Origin of the sequence: Litchfieldia salsa (assembly GCF_900104555.1) — a bacterium.
Classification (GTDB): Bacteria; Bacillota; Bacilli; order Bacillales; family Bacillaceae_L; genus Litchfieldia; species Litchfieldia salsa.
Window position 1 is genome coordinate 280,934 of sequence record NZ_FNJU01000001.1, and the last position, 13,951, is coordinate 294,884.

Here is a 13,951-nt window from a genome sequence, read left to right on the forward strand (position 1 = left end):
ATTCTGTTCTATTTTATCTATTACTTAGTTTGCTGGTTACTGTGTTTTATAAGTTATTAGCCTACACTAAGAGATGTCCTTATTTTCTGATATAAAAAAGATTACTGTTCCAACCTTAATTCTGCATGGAATGCATGATCAAATCATGCTTACCTCCATTAGCAACTGCCCTTCATCAAACAATTAAAACATCAAAATTAGTTTGGTTTGCTCACAGTGGTCATGGGTTGTTCTGGGAAGAGAAGAATAAGTTTAATAGAGATTGGAGTTTATCGGGTAATTCACTTGGTAACATATATTTTAGAAAAAATAAAAAAAACGAAGTGTAGAGGGACATCCAAAAAATGCTAGCCCTAGGTATAGAACACTTCGTTTTCTTATTTAAAAGTCTATATAAACAATAACTTAAAAGATTAACATTTTTGCTTCGCTTTTTCCAAATGATCCATATGAACAAGAATTGTATTAACTACTGATGAATGCCGCTCAGTCAATTCACAGTTCCCATTTTCATATATCCAAAGAATTACATAATTTTTAAACTCATAAAGAACATTATCACCTATTTTAAACAAATTAACCCTCCTGCAATGCCTAGGGCTAACTTTCTAACTATAACTTAACAACCATTCAAAAGATATATAAATATAATATACTTAGACATTCAATCAATATGAAACCCATAAAAAACGGCATAGAGTCAACTCTATGCCATTTCACTTACTTTAAAGGAGTTATATACATATATTTATTTCCCTAAACGAATCACATTCCAAGAAAGCTTTGGAAGATGCGCTGTTAATTGACCACCATCAACAGATGCGTCTCCATTACTATGTGGGACAACATTTGAACGGTTAATTTGGTTTGTTGCTTTTACATCATCGTTTTCAAGAACAATATGTTCAACAACTTTATAACCTTCGAAGCTTCTAATGTCTGCTTGTAGTGAAAGTGTATCAGTTTGGTGTCGATTCACTGCAAAGATTGTTACTGTATCGTTTTCTTCATTATATACAGAAACCGTATCAAGATATGGAACATCAGTGAAATCCTTACTATCATACTTAGGTGAGGAAACAATCGAATTCAATGCAACCCCTCTTCCTAAGACTGAAGCATGCATATAAGGATAGAAGATTGGTTGTTTCCAAGCTTCTCCACCTTTTTCCGTCATAATAGGAGCGATTACGTTAACTAGTTGTGCAAGACAAGCAATCTTCACGCGATCTGCACGCTTAATCATCGAAATTAACATGCTTCCTACTAATAGGGCATCCTCAAATGTATAAATATCTTCTAGCTGTGGTGGAGCTATAGACCATGGCTCAATCTGCTTATCTGCATCATTTGAATGGAACCATACATTCCACTCATCAAATGAAAGATTTATTGTTTTCTTGCTACGTTTCTTCGCTTTAATATAATCAGCAGTTGCAATGACTGAATAAATAAATTGATCCATATCTAATGATTGTGCTAAATAGTTTCCAAGATCATTGTCGCGGTTTCCATAGTAAGTGTGAAGAGAAATGAAATCGACATGGTCATATGTATGCTCTAATACAGTAGCTTCCCACTCTGCAAATGTCTTCATATGACGATTCGAGCTTCCACATGCGACTAATTCAATTGTTGGATCTACCCATCTCATCGATTTAGCAGTTTCAGCAGCTAGTCGACCATACTCTGTAGCAGTTTTATGGCCGATTTGCCAAGGTCCATCCATTTCATTTCCTAAACACCAGGTTTTAATTTTATGAGGATCCTTATATCCATGGGAGATACGCAGGTCACTCCAATAAGAGCCTGAAGGATGATTGCAATATTCAACTAGATTACGAGCAGCGTCAATTCCTCTTGTTCCAAGGTTAACCGCCATATTTACTTCGGCATTAATTTTCTTTGCCCAATCCATAAATTCATTCGTACCAATTTCGTTCGTTTCGGTTGTTCTCCATGCAAGATCCAACCTGCGTGGACGATTGGCAACTGGCCCTACTCCATCTTCCCAATTGTATCCTGAAACAAAGTTACCACCTGGATACCTTACTAGTGGTACTTGTAATTGTTTAACTAACTCAATAACATCTGTGCGGAAGCCTTGTTCATCAGCTGAAGGATGACCTGGCTCATAAATCCCTTCATAAACAGCTCTACCTAAATGTTCGATAAAAGATCCATATATACGATTATCAATTTCACCGATTTTAAATTCTTTATCAAGTGTCATTGTTGCTTTAATTGTCAATGTAATCTCTCCTTTTATTAGAAAATAACCATAAAATTCAAGGAAAGGGCCATACTCTTAAAAAGAGCTGGACCCTTACTCCTACTTATAATTCTAATTAGTCTATTTACTGCATATTTGCTTCAACTGTTTTTTGAGCTTGATCTAACGCTTCTTTTGGCGTTTGCTTATTCTCTCTTAATACATTAATAAGTGTGTTTGTATTAATTTCAGTTGCAACATCTGGAGTGTACTCTGTAATGTTGACTGCATTAATTTCATCTTTAACTGATAATAATGTATCAAAGATATCTGTTCCGAAGAATTGATAGAATTTGTTATCTTCTTTAACAGCAGGATCTTCCCAAACATCCCAACGTGGAGGATCAAATCCTAAAACGTTCCAAAGCTTGATGTTTGCTTCTTTTGACAACTTTGCAAATGCTAAGAATTCCTTAGCAAGTTCTGGATGTTCTGTTTGGTTTGTTACAACTGTACCAGTTCCACCCATTCCAGCTGAACGCTTTCCGCCCTCTTCCCATGCAGGCATTGGACGAACAACCATCTTACCTTTAAGATCTGTCATGTAGTCTGTGAAACGACCCATATACCACATTGGCATTGAAACTGAAGCTGCTTTCCCTTCATTCATCCAAGCGTAAAACTCTTCAGCATGTGGTGCACCACCAGGCATTACTTCAGCTACCTTATGCTTATAAACCATATCTTGTAAAAATTGAAGTGTGTCAATATTTGCTTGATTATTTAATGTTAAGTTTCCATCAGCATCAAACCAGTCAGAGTCACGTTGACTAATCATTTGCCAAACTGGTAAGAAGTCACCAGTTGGAACACCAGTCAAAACAGCGTCAGTATTTTCTACTACTTTCTTACCTGCTTCTACATAGTCATCCCAAGTTTTAATTGAATCGATATCTACACCAGCAGCGTCCATAATTTCTTTATTGTAGTACATAACAGATGCCCCAACATGTGTTGGCATACCATAGTAATTTCCATCTTTTGAGTAGATATCAAAACGTGATTTAATGAAATTATCAATTTCAGGCTCTACATAATCGTTCATTGGTAATAATTGAGGTTCACCCTGTAAGTAGTTAGGGAAACGTCCAACTTCGATATCTGAAATATCAGGAGCTCCTGTACCTGATTGTAGTGCTAATAATAAGTTATTATGCATGTTGTCGTACGGGAATGTTTCAGCAACCAACTTAATTGGACGATCTGGATTTTGTTCATTCCAACGAAGTGCAGCGTCCTTAAAGAATTCCATGTGTAACTCAACAAATGTCCAATACTTTAATTCTGTAGCGTTCTCAACATCTCCACCAGTAACTTCCGACTCTGTCGCTTCGTCACCAGCAGCCTCATCACTACCACCAGCACAAGCCATAAGCATAACAGCCATGAATCCGAATACAAAAGCAAGTAAATACTTCTTCATTCTTTTTTCCCCCTGTCTTTTTTTGAAAATGACTTTAAGAGTTTAAAGCAAAATGTCCTAAATGAATATTCACCCCCTTAAAGTTTGAAAACGAACAATAAGTAAACGTTTTCAATTACTTAAATGAAATACATTTATTCAGCCATGTAGAGAACACTTCACAATACTTATGTAGTTTCGCTTAGAAGTAATAAAGAGATTGTTTTAGTTGAAGTGTTTCATCTACAAAAACTAGCTAAGAATCAACCTTTCACTCCACCAACAGTTAAACCTGCAACGAAATAGCGTTGGAAGAAAATGAATAGAATGATAATCGGAACAATGGTCATCAAAGATCCGGTAATTAATACATCATAGTTATTTCCATAAGGTGTTAACATTGTTGCTAATCCTAAAGGTAAAGTAAACATCGAATTTGATCTTAATACAACTAATGGCCATAAGAAGTTATTCCAAGCTCCTAATCCTTGAAGGATAGCCATTGCCGCAAGAGATGGTGTCATTAATGGCAACATAATTTTAAAGTAGATTCCATATTCAGTTGCTCCATCCATTCTCGCAGAATCCATAAGCTCCTTTGGTAGACCAAGTGCATATTGTCTAAAGAAGAAAACGGCAATAGGCGCAACGACTGCTGGTAAAATAACAGCTGTATAGGTATTTACTAATTGCATTTTAATCATCATTTGAAACAAAGGTAGCATTAAAATCTCAAAAGGAACCATTAAGATGAAAAGTACAAAACCAAAAACTACGTTTCTTCCTTTAAAATCATATAAAGCTAGTGCATATCCTACCATTGCAGAGAAAAATAATGATAAAACAACGGTAATAAGTGCAATGATAAGACTATTACCATACCAACCCCAATAAGTAGAAGCCTCTGTAAAGATAAACTTATAGTTATTAAGATTTAACGAACTTGGATCAAACACTAAGCTAATTCCATTACGCATGATCTCAGATGCTGGTCTAAATGAAGATAGAACTAAATTTAAGATTGGGAAAAGCGCAATAAAAGAAATAATGACAAATGCTATGTTTATAATCCATTTTAAGGCGGTTGAATTTTGTTTTTTCATTTATTGCCCCTCCTTCTTAAATGCTCCAGTAAGAATTAATTGAATAAAGCTAACAATAAAGATAATTAGCATTAAGACCACACCGATTGCGGCACCAAAGCCCATATCGTTTTGTTGAATACCTTGTTGATATAAGTAACCGACAACAGTTAAACCAATATTACCTGGTGACCCTGCTTCCCAGAATACGAAGCTTTCTTCAAACATTCTAAAACCATTAATGACTGAGATTGTTGCAACGAAAATAGTAACCGGCTTTAAAAATGGAAGTGTTACAAACACAAACTTTTTAAATGCACTAGCTCCATCAATTTCAGCTGCCTCGTATAATTCCTTTGGCACATTTTGAAGTGCTGCTAAGAAATAAAGAATATTAACTCCCATCCACTTCCAAGAGCAAAGTAATACTAATAAGAACATTCCTGACCATGCATTATATCTCCAGTCGACAGATTCTAATCCGATCCAATTTAAAATTTGGTTCGCTGTTGCAGTATCTGTTTCACCAAACATCAAGCGGAATACCATCCCTGAAACGATTGTTGATGCTAATGCTGGCATAAAAAGAGATGCACGGAATATAGTCTTGAACTTCACAATCTTTGAATCTAGTAACACAGCTAAAATAATTGGCAGTATGAGCAAGATCACAACTGTAAAGATGACATATATAGATGTATTTGAAAGCGCTTTATAAAATGTTGGATTAAATACCCTTGTATAGTTTCTAAGTCCAATGAATTCAATTTGTCCAGGTAATACACTTTGAAAACTCATGATGATTGCTTGTATAGCTGGATAAACAGTGAAAATTAGAAAAGAAATAATGAATGGCGAGACAAACAGATAAGGAACGACTTTCTTCGAATTTAAAAACTTAAATAGTTTATTCGGTTCTTTACTGGGTGGTACTGAAAGATTCGCTGTTGTTTCATTCCTTGACGTTGGTAACATAAGAAAACCCCCTTCGGTTAAACTAGCTTTAGATGAGACCAGTGAAAATTGACTAAATTAGTACATAATTGAAGAAGCCTCTGAACTTACATTAACAGAAATTTCTAATAACTAACGATACAAAGCTAGATTATTCTGTAACTACCAGCTTAAAACTAAGTGTCTTATTATTCATTTTTCATAGTGTTTTGTAGAAAGTGATGGTTTGTCTAAGGGTGTATTGTTTGATGTTAGTGATAGAAATTATGAAAAGTAAAACAACTCTTAAAAATTTGTTCTTTACCAAAATTATCACATAGTTGTTGGAAAGTCTGAGGAGTTTAAAATTGGAATGTTGTTTGTTTGAAAATCATGATGATCATTGACTTGTTTCGATGCCCTCCTTATTTCTTAATTTGGTGAATGATTTCTTAAGTATAAGTAGTCAACTGTGTTATCGCTTACAATTAAGATTTTTAAATAAATCATTTTAAAATTCCGATTAAAGTAAGCGGCGATGTTATACGAACGTATTTGGCATATTTGCTAATATTTGGATTAAACGTCCGTAAGTGTTCTATAAGTTGATTATATGAGACTATCTTGAATTTGACAATAGTAAATTTACAATTTTATTAATATTTTACATATTTACCAACATTGTGAAATTTTGATCAGCTTTATTTGGTCGTTTCTTATGATCATTTATTAAATTCGACTGCGTTACTACTATGCTTAATCTCTTTCGTTGAACTCCTAACAATAAGCTTTGGATCAAAGACAACTGATTGAACTTGTTCACCTGTCTTTTTTGAATGACCATTTGTTTCATTGATTTTTTCTACGATGAGCTTTGCTGCAAGCTCACCCATTTTACTCTGTGGATGATTAATTGTTGTTAATTTCACTTCTGTTACTTTTACCATGAAAGAATCATCGAACCCAACTATTGATAAGTCCTCTGGCACCTGAATATTCTTTTCGCGCAGAATCTCTAATAAATTGATTGCAAGTTCATCATTATAACAAACAATACCAGTTGGCTTTTTCTGGTTACCTTTAGACAGTTGTATACGTAGTTCTTCCATAGGAATTGAATGCTTTTCATTTGATCGATAAGTGATGATGCTATTAGGATTTATGGCTAAACCATAATTACGATGAGCTTTTATAAACCCTTTCATCCTTTTTAACCCTTGAACATCATCTGATTTAAAGAAACCTACAATCTCTCTGTGTCCAAGCTGGATAAGGTGCTCAGTCTGAATATATCCACCTTTTTCATCATCCATTGTAATGCTTAGTGGTTCCAATTGGTCGTAATAGGCATTGATCATGATATATGGAGTATTTTGCCTTTCTAGATTTAGATAATAATTAATATTTGGGTTAGGTAATGCGCTTTTTGTTGGTTCAATAATGACACCATCGAAAGGTTGACTCAATATTTTTTCAAGAGCCCTCTTTTCATTCTTATGATCATTGTTCGTACTAAACAGACTGACATTATAACCATTTTCACTTAAATACGACTCTGCACCTCTAATGATGGATGGGAAGATATAATCTGAAATATAGGTTGTAATAATAGCAATGTTCTTCTGAGTAATTGCATTTGATATCTTCTGATTATTCGTCCGATCTGCGCAGAATGTTCCAGCGCCTTGTTCTCTGTAAAGCCAACCTTTGTTTACAAGCTCCCCGAGTGCAGCGCGAACAGTGTGCCTGCTAACTCCAAACTGCTTCATCAACTCACTCTCTGATGAAATTTTCTGATGAGGTTGAAACGTACCATCAAGTATTTTTGATACAATTGATTGTTTAACAATGCTAAATTTAGTCTCCATTCTGTCACCTCTATATCCATTTGTCTATGTACCTTAATTAAACTTGCAGAACATCACGGAAACGCTTACAAAATAAAGTCGTTAAACAAGTGAATTTTCTTTACTTGTTAACTTATACGGATGTCTTATTTCATATATTAATGATATTACAAATTGTCCGTATACTCAATCAGTTTTTTTCCTTTTTTTGATAATATTTGGATTTAAAATGGATTTAGGACAATAGTAGGGGCTGACATGGTGGGTTTTGTATAGTTCATCTCTCCTATTGGACAAAGATAGTGCTAGCGCGGGCTCTTTTGTCTAGTTGAGTCTTCTTCTCTCTCTCTTTATAACAATCAACCCGCTCAATACTAACCCATACAACACATGTCCAATTAGCCAGAAGAAAATGGCTGGAATGGAAGTAAGTTCTGGAGTTCGACTAGATAAAGCTGTAGTTGGATAGAGTGCTATTCCTATTATTAAGGAAATGACAGTGACCCTTACAACTATTTGACAATTATTCCAATCATAAAACCTGATAATAAATAAAATGACAACCGCAAGAATAAGCGATATGATCAGATGCAAAATAAACTCAATAAGTTCAGATAGAGTAAAATCTTTTAATAGTGGGATATAATCTACGTTTAATAGCAATGTGTAAACTTTGACCCCAAATAGAGTTTCAATTAATTTTAAAAACAAGCCTAAAATGATTCCCGAAATTGTGCCAATTACAATACCTTTATAAATTAAATGATTACGTTTCATTTTTCATTCCTCTTTCATGTAGTTTAGTGGACAATAGGAGCCTTCTATATAAAAGTCTTTCCAGACCACATGGACTTTCCAACTTTTTTTGGTACAATAGTAAAGATTCTGTAAAAGGGAGAAATTTATGTTACACACTATTCTAGATGCATTTACTGCAAACGTATCGTTAATTATTGCTTTTATGTATGTTGGACTTAAACTAAAGGAAGTCTTAGTTGCGAAGGTGAGAGATTTCTCTAAGCACATCTATGTCGTACCTTTTGCAATTAGTATGTTGAGTATATGGGTCATGCATCACCCCCTATTATATGCAGGTATGAGAATTGATTTAAGAAGTGTACCTATATTTTTCATCTCCTATTTAGGAGGCTGGAGACTAGGCTCTATTGCTATTCTTCTACCACTTTGGTATCGATTTGAACTTGGTGGGCCAACTGTTTTCCAAGGTATGATGCAAGTGATTCTTTTGCCTGCATTAATTGGGGCTCTATTCCACAGGAAAAAGTCATTCAAGCCACCGTACACCTTGTTGAACATTAAGCACATGGTGGTCGTCTTTATTATATATGAAGTGATTAAGTCAGTCTTAATGTTTTTTACAACGCCAGCCACATTTATTACGATTATACTAATGTTTATTTTTGAACTAATGGCACTACTAATCATTGCATGGATTAATAATGACAGCAATCGAAATATGATTAACAAAAAGGAATTAGAAATACAGTCCCGAATTGACAATATGACCAATCTCTATAATCTTCGTTATTTCAAAAGTAAAATCAATGATTTGATAACGAATAAGACACCATTTGTGATCGCCATGTTTGATGTTGATTATTTTAAAAATTATAATGATACACACGGACATCCCGCAGGCGATGCAGTTCTAAGGACAATTGGTCAACTTTTAAAAGATAGTATGAGGGAAGGCGATTTATTCGCAAGATATGGCGGAGAGGAGTTTATTATTTGCTTCTCTAATGTCACAAACCTTCAAACGGCTAATGTAATTGCCGAACGTTTTCGAAACTTAGTGGAAACCTATCCATTCTATGGAGAAGATCAACAACCAGATGGGCAATTAACAATATCCATCGGAATAAGTAGTGTCTCTGCTGACAAAGATCTTGATCACCTAATTGAAGAAGCAGACAAAGCGCTATACAGTGCAAAAAGCCAAGGAAGAAATAGGGTTCGTATATTCGATATGATTCATTAAAAAGTAGTAGAGTCAGTCAATTTAATAAATTGTATAGGCTGGGACATAACTAAATTATTTAACTGGGTTTCCCAATTGAAATGGTAATTACAAGCAGGCTGAATACACGGAGACTCCTGCGGGACCAGTGGCCAAAGTGAGACCCCACAGGAGCGTCAGCGACGAGGAGGCTCACTGGTCACCCGCCGGACGCGGAGTGTATTCAGCCTGCGGCTTTATAAACAACAATCTATACGAAAACAGCCTTTAGTTAAATCTCATTTATCCTGGCCTCTCTTTTTTCCATCTCCCTAGATAGATCCTATAAAATTCTAAAGATTAATGGAATCCTATATGTTTGCCCCTCATATGCTTTAATCGCTCCAACGATTGTAAAGACAACCCCCATAACACCTACAATAGGTAATAATAGAAAGCCTACAATCACAAACACTAAGATTCCACTTATTATGCTATAAATAATATAAGATATAAAAAAGTTGAAATATTCTCTCCCATGATAATCAATAAAACTTGAATCATCCTTTTTTATTAACCAGATAACAAGTGGACCAATAAACACAGTAAAAAAGCTTATTAGATATATCGCTGCAGCCATTAATCTCTCTTCATTGCTTGGCATATCATTCTCTCCTTTCATTTCCTTACTTAACTTACGAATAGCACTACCTTAAAGTTTCGTTCCAACATGATTAAGTTAGAGCAACTAAGCCCATATTAAAGATATATTAAATTGTTCAAAGGAGATTTTCACATGGAGAAGGATCCACATTTAAAAGATCAAGTGCTTTTCATTACAAATTCTGCCTATGAGGAAGTTCAATCGTTGAACATAGCAGAAGAAGGATCAAGTCACAGTGTACAAAACCAAAAAGAATCAGAAACTGATTAAAAGGATAAAGCTCTACTTCCATAGTCCGACCAAATCTCTTCAAAGTAGCTCTTGCTTATTCTTACATCTTTTTCCCCTGTCCATGGGTCATTAAAATAGAAATAATTTGGATCAAATCCTGTAAGTGTCAAAGCATGAACTGTAAAACCATGCATGGATGATACCAACACAACAATTGGTTTATTGTTTAACAGTTGCTCTTCAAGCAATTCCTTAGTTGTGTTTGTTAAATTCGTGGCTTGCCCTGAATATTTACGTACTAATTCCACTAATGCTGAAGGATAGATGGTCCATCCTTCAGTTGTAAAAGGATCACCCACATACCCTATGCTTGGGTCTTCTAGGTGTTTTGGCATTTCTCTTGCTAAAGCAACCTTATCCACATTTAATCCCTTGTACCTAAGCATCATTGTAATGGCCGTGATTTCACACCCAGTTGGAAGCTCGGGTAATTGACTAATGATTGGTACATTTAATTGGACGTTAGCCACGTTTTCTTTCACATGATCCCCTACCATTCTATTTAATTTCACGTATGTCTATTTTACTCTATATCCTAAAACAGGATAATATTCTTAGTTTCTAGCATTTCATTCAAACAATACAATATATCTATTAATATTTAACAAAAACATTTACGAAGGTAAGGAAATTGTGTATCCTTTCATTAAGAGCATACAACATCTGTATTTCTAAAATAGATGAGATGAGGGGTATTATGCAGACAGTTACAACCTGGTATATAAGATTTGGCGACTGGGCCCTTAAGTTATTTTTATTGAATCTATTATGGATTCTCTTTTCTTTCGTCGGGTTATTCATAGGTGGAATTTTCCCAGCAACAGTTGCACTTTTCGCAGTTATGAGAAAATTACTTATGTCAGATGAAAATGAAAACATACCTCTGTTTAAGTTGTTTTGGACCACGTATAAGAAAGACTTCTTTAAAGCGAATTTCTTAGGTTATCCATTGTTAATTGGAGGGTTGATTTTATTTGTAAATTTAAGAGTCTTACAGCAATTAGACTCTAGTCCGATAAATATGTTACTAAACGGAGCTACATTGATCATCGCTTTTCTATACTTAATGACTTTGTTAAACCTATTCCCTGTTTTTGTTCATTTTAATTTAAGGAACTTTCAATATTTTAAATATGCTTTTGTTCTTTCAGTTGGTAAGCCCTTACAATCAATTTTATTAATCGCAGGAGTAATTATAACGATTTTCGTCCTTTTACAAGTACCTGGACTTATTCCAGTCTTTGGAGTAAGTGTACTAAGCTTAGTTGTTATGAAAATTGCATTAAGCTCGTTTCCAGAGCGAGATAATACGATATAAAAAAACCTATTGATCTTTTTAGATCGATAGGTTCTTTTTTAGCGTTTAAGTAAGTATGTAATTTTGAACTCAGTTTTAGTGTCTAGCTCCAGGCGCCATCGGCTCGGGGTCATAAGCCAATCCGTCTAGAAGGTTAAAAAGCAACCTTCAAGCCGGCTCGTCTTATGCCTGTCGCTGATAGGCGGGCGCCTTGCGCTTTTCTTAGGTTATATCAGCCTTTAACCGAGCCAATCATTACTCCTTTTTCAAAATACTTTTGTAAGAACGGATATACAACTAAAATCGGAAGAGTTGAGACAATGATGACGCCGTATTTAATTTGATCCGCATATCTTTGTGCATAACCACTACCAGTACTTCCAGCACCTTCAGCAAATACTTGATTTGAAATTAAGATATCCCTCAGAACAATTTGGAGTGGTTGTAAGCTATAATCCCGAATATAAATCAACCCAGTAAAGAAGTCATTCCAATGCCACACTAAATAGTAGAGACCGATAACAGAGATGACAGCCTTTGATAATGGAACGACAATTTTTGAGAAAAAGGTAAAATGGTTACAACCATCCATAATGGCCGCTTCGTACATTTCTTGCGGAATGGTGCTTTCAAAAAACGTTCTCGCAATAATAAGATTAAAGACATTGACTGTGACAGGATTAAAGATGAAGACCCACATCGTATCAATCATGCTCAAATCCTTCATTAATAGATAAGTAGGAATTAATCCACCATTAAAGAACATAGTGAAAACAAAGAAAAACATTAATGGTCGACGGGCTCTAAATTCATGTCGTGATAACGCATAGGCTGCTGGTAATGTGAATAATAGGTTCACAATCGTACCACCTAAAGCATAAATCATCGTATTCTTATAACCAACCCAGATTCTTGAATCCTGAAAGATTTCTTGATAACCGAAAAGACTAAATCCTTTTGGGAATAGCAATACCTGACCTGTTGAAACAAGAGTTGAATCACTTACAGATGCGATGATGACAAAATATAAAGGGTAAGCAACCACTAAAAACACAAAACCACAAATAGCATATACAATAATATCAAAAATCTTGTCCGAGTATTGATTTATTTTGAATGTTCTAGTACTACTCATGACGTTCCCTCCTATCAGCTAAGACAATTACCACAAACTAATCTTGGATGTTCTCTTGGCAATATAGTTCATCGTTAACAGTAATGCGAAATTAATTACAGTGTTAAACAAACCAATCGCTGCCGCATAGCTAAATTGATTCGATATAATCCCTATTTTATAGACATAGGTTTCAATAACCTCAGAGACTGGTAAATTGAGCGAATTCTGCATTAGGAATATCTTTTCAAAACCAGTACTAATAATACTGCCCATATTAAGAATCATTAGAATGATGATTGTTGGGATAATTGCAGGAATCTCCACATTTCGGATAATCTGCCAACGATTGGCTCCATCAATTTTAGCTGCGTCATATAATTGTGGATCAACACTTGCTAGAGCGGCCAAATAAATGATACTGTTCCACCCAACATGTTGCCAAATATCTGAAAGAACATATACAGGTACAAATGTACTTGTCGAAGCTAATAGATTCACATCAAATCCTAAGTTTTTCGCTAAAAGTCCGATGATTCCTGTACTTGGTGAAAGAAGGACATTTAATAAACCAACTAAAACAACAATTGAAATAAAATGTGGTAAATAGACGGTTGTTTGGAGGATTTTCTTTCCTCTTTTCCATCTAATTTGATTGATTAGCAACGCTAAAATAATTGGGGCTGGGAATCCGATCACAATCGTAGTAATACTCAATGTTAGTGTATTTCTCAATAAATCACTAAACATGTGGCTATTAATAAATTGTTCGAAATACTTAAAGCCGACCCATTCTCCACCTGTTAGACCAGCTGTAAAGTCATACTCACGAAACGCTAATTGAATCCCGTACATTGGAATATAATTAAAAATAATGACACATATAACAGCCGGAAGAACGAGTAACCATAGCTGGTAATCTCGCTTAAACGTATTTACAATTGTTTTCTTTTTTTGAACAGGCAAATCAACCAAAGGTTCACTTTTCTTCGTTTGAGTGTTCATAAAGGCCATAACTTAATTCTCCTTTATTTATAGAAGATGCTATACCACAAAATAGAATGGTATAGCCTCTTCAAGATTTCTAAC

14 protein-coding genes are annotated in these 13,951 nt (G+C 34.9%); 3 read left to right on the forward strand and 11 right to left on the reverse strand.

Going from position 1 to position 13,951, the window contains the following annotated elements; all coding sequences use genetic code 11:
* Positions 1 to 413: 413 nt before the first annotated feature.
* The 7 genes from BLQ56_RS23285 to BLQ56_RS01315 all read right to left on the reverse strand — a co-directional run bounded on the left by BLQ56_RS23285 (position 414) and on the right by BLQ56_RS01315 (position 8,313).
* Positions 414 to 575: a hypothetical protein gene (locus tag BLQ56_RS23285; protein WP_175490143.1), complete on the reverse strand. Its 162-nt coding sequence runs from the start codon at positions 573 to 575 to the stop codon at positions 414 to 416.
* A gap of 173 nt (positions 576 to 748) precedes the next feature.
* On the reverse strand, positions 749 to 2,233 hold the full coding sequence (gene arfA / locus BLQ56_RS01290; RefSeq protein ID WP_175490180.1) for an arabinosylfuranosidase ArfA: 1,485 nt from the start codon (positions 2,231 to 2,233) through the stop codon (positions 749 to 751).
* A gap of 124 nt (positions 2,234 to 2,357) precedes the next feature.
* Complete coding sequence (locus BLQ56_RS01295; RefSeq protein ID WP_090849326.1) at positions 2,358 to 3,695, reverse strand: ABC transporter substrate-binding protein; 1,338 nt, start codon at positions 3,693 to 3,695, stop codon at positions 2,358 to 2,360.
* A gap of 242 nt (positions 3,696 to 3,937) precedes the next feature.
* Positions 3,938 to 4,777, reverse strand: coding sequence for a carbohydrate ABC transporter permease (locus BLQ56_RS01300; RefSeq protein ID WP_090849327.1), 840 nt, complete (start codon positions 4,775 to 4,777; stop codon positions 3,938 to 3,940).
* Entirely contained in the window at positions 4,778 to 5,731 is a 954-nt protein-coding gene (locus BLQ56_RS01305; RefSeq protein WP_090849328.1) for a carbohydrate ABC transporter permease, read from the reverse strand.
* 680 nt (positions 5,732 to 6,411) lie between these two features.
* Positions 6,412 to 7,557: a GntR family transcriptional regulator gene (locus BLQ56_RS01310; protein WP_090849329.1), complete on the reverse strand. Its 1,146-nt coding sequence runs from the start codon at positions 7,555 to 7,557 to the stop codon at positions 6,412 to 6,414.
* Between the two features lie 303 nt (positions 7,558 to 7,860).
* On the reverse strand, positions 7,861 to 8,313 hold the full coding sequence (locus BLQ56_RS01315) for a hypothetical protein (protein ID WP_090849330.1): 453 nt from the start codon (positions 8,311 to 8,313) through the stop codon (positions 7,861 to 7,863).
* A 127-nt stretch (positions 8,314 to 8,440) separates the two neighbouring features.
* Between BLQ56_RS01315 and BLQ56_RS01320 the strand changes: the two genes are divergently transcribed.
* The gene (locus BLQ56_RS01320; RefSeq protein WP_175490144.1) at positions 8,441 to 9,538 is read left to right on the forward strand and encodes a GGDEF domain-containing protein; all 1,098 of its coding nucleotides are present in this window, start codon (positions 8,441 to 8,443) and stop codon (positions 9,536 to 9,538) included.
* 301 nt (positions 9,539 to 9,839) lie between these two features.
* Here the strand turns inward: BLQ56_RS01320 and BLQ56_RS01325 are convergent, their stop codons facing one another.
* Positions 9,840 to 10,160, reverse strand: a complete 321-nt coding sequence (locus BLQ56_RS01325) for a DUF4870 domain-containing protein (RefSeq protein WP_090849331.1) — start codon at positions 10,158 to 10,160, stop codon at positions 9,840 to 9,842.
* Between the two features lie 132 nt (positions 10,161 to 10,292).
* Between BLQ56_RS01325 and BLQ56_RS23290 the strand changes: the two genes are divergently transcribed.
* Positions 10,293 to 10,430 carry a hypothetical protein gene (locus tag BLQ56_RS23290; protein WP_175490145.1) on the forward strand — a complete coding sequence of 46 codons (138 nt, stop codon included), beginning with the start codon at positions 10,293 to 10,295 and terminating at the stop codon, positions 10,428 to 10,430.
* Here the strand turns inward: BLQ56_RS23290 and BLQ56_RS01330 are convergent.
* The gene (locus tag BLQ56_RS01330) at positions 10,427 to 10,933 is read right to left on the reverse strand and encodes a C39 family peptidase (protein ID WP_175490146.1); all 507 of its coding nucleotides are present in this window, start codon (positions 10,931 to 10,933) and stop codon (positions 10,427 to 10,429) included. The two genes, BLQ56_RS23290 and BLQ56_RS01330, sit on opposite strands and share 4 nt — an antisense overlap.
* A 215-nt stretch (positions 10,934 to 11,148) precedes the next feature.
* Here BLQ56_RS01330 and BLQ56_RS01335 point away from each other — a divergent pair, with 215 nt between their 5' ends.
* Positions 11,149 to 11,769: a YesL family protein gene (locus BLQ56_RS01335; RefSeq protein WP_175490147.1), complete on the forward strand. Its 621-nt coding sequence runs from the start codon at positions 11,149 to 11,151 to the stop codon at positions 11,767 to 11,769.
* Positions 11,770 to 11,980: 211 nt separating this feature from the next.
* On the opposite strand, the gene BLQ56_RS01340 is transcribed toward BLQ56_RS01335, so the two are convergent.
* Positions 11,981 to 12,883 (reverse strand): carbohydrate ABC transporter permease, encoded by a 903-nt coding sequence (locus BLQ56_RS01340; RefSeq protein ID WP_090849334.1) that lies wholly within the window; start codon positions 12,881 to 12,883, stop codon positions 11,981 to 11,983.
* 27 nt (positions 12,884 to 12,910) lie between these two features.
* Positions 12,911 to 13,867 carry an ABC transporter permease gene (locus BLQ56_RS01345; RefSeq protein WP_090850031.1) on the reverse strand — a complete coding sequence of 319 codons (957 nt, stop codon included), beginning with the start codon at positions 13,865 to 13,867 and terminating at the stop codon, positions 12,911 to 12,913.
* Between the last annotated feature and the right edge of the window lie 84 nt (positions 13,868 to 13,951).

What these genes read in the sequence shown, in the direction of transcription:
- arfA (WP_175490180.1), bottom strand. Translation starts at nt 2,233, where the DNA reads ATGACACTTGATAAAGAATTTAAAATCGGTGAAATTGATAATCGTATA.
- BLQ56_RS01295 (WP_090849326.1), bottom strand. Translation starts at nt 3,695, where the DNA reads ATGAAGAAGTATTTACTTGCTTTTGTATTCGGATTCATGGCTGTTATG.
- BLQ56_RS01300 (WP_090849327.1), bottom strand. Translation starts at nt 4,777, where the DNA reads ATGAAAAAACAAAATTCAACCGCCTTAAAATGGATTATAAACATAGCA.
- BLQ56_RS01305 (WP_090849328.1), bottom strand. Translation starts at nt 5,731, where the DNA reads ATGTTACCAACGTCAAGGAATGAAACAACAGCGAATCTTTCAGTACCA.
- BLQ56_RS01310 (WP_090849329.1), bottom strand. Translation starts at nt 7,557, where the DNA reads ATGGAGACTAAATTTAGCATTGTTAAACAATCAATTGTATCAAAAATA.
- BLQ56_RS01315 (WP_090849330.1), bottom strand. Translation starts at nt 8,313, where the DNA reads ATGAAACGTAATCATTTAATTTATAAAGGTATTGTAATTGGCACAATT.
- BLQ56_RS01320 (WP_175490144.1), top strand. Translation starts at nt 8,441, where the DNA reads ATGTTACACACTATTCTAGATGCATTTACTGCAAACGTATCGTTAATT.
- BLQ56_RS01325 (WP_090849331.1), bottom strand. Translation starts at nt 10,160, where the DNA reads ATGCCAAGCAATGAAGAGAGATTAATGGCTGCAGCGATATATCTAATA.
- BLQ56_RS23290 (WP_175490145.1), top strand. Translation starts at nt 10,293, where the DNA reads ATGGAGAAGGATCCACATTTAAAAGATCAAGTGCTTTTCATTACAAAT.
- BLQ56_RS01335 (WP_175490147.1), top strand. Translation starts at nt 11,149, where the DNA reads ATGCAGACAGTTACAACCTGGTATATAAGATTTGGCGACTGGGCCCTT.
- BLQ56_RS01340 (WP_090849334.1), bottom strand. Translation starts at nt 12,883, where the DNA reads ATGAGTAGTACTAGAACATTCAAAATAAATCAATACTCGGACAAGATT.
- BLQ56_RS01345 (WP_090850031.1), bottom strand. Translation starts at nt 13,867, where the DNA reads ATGAACACTCAAACGAAGAAAAGTGAACCTTTGGTTGATTTGCCTGTT.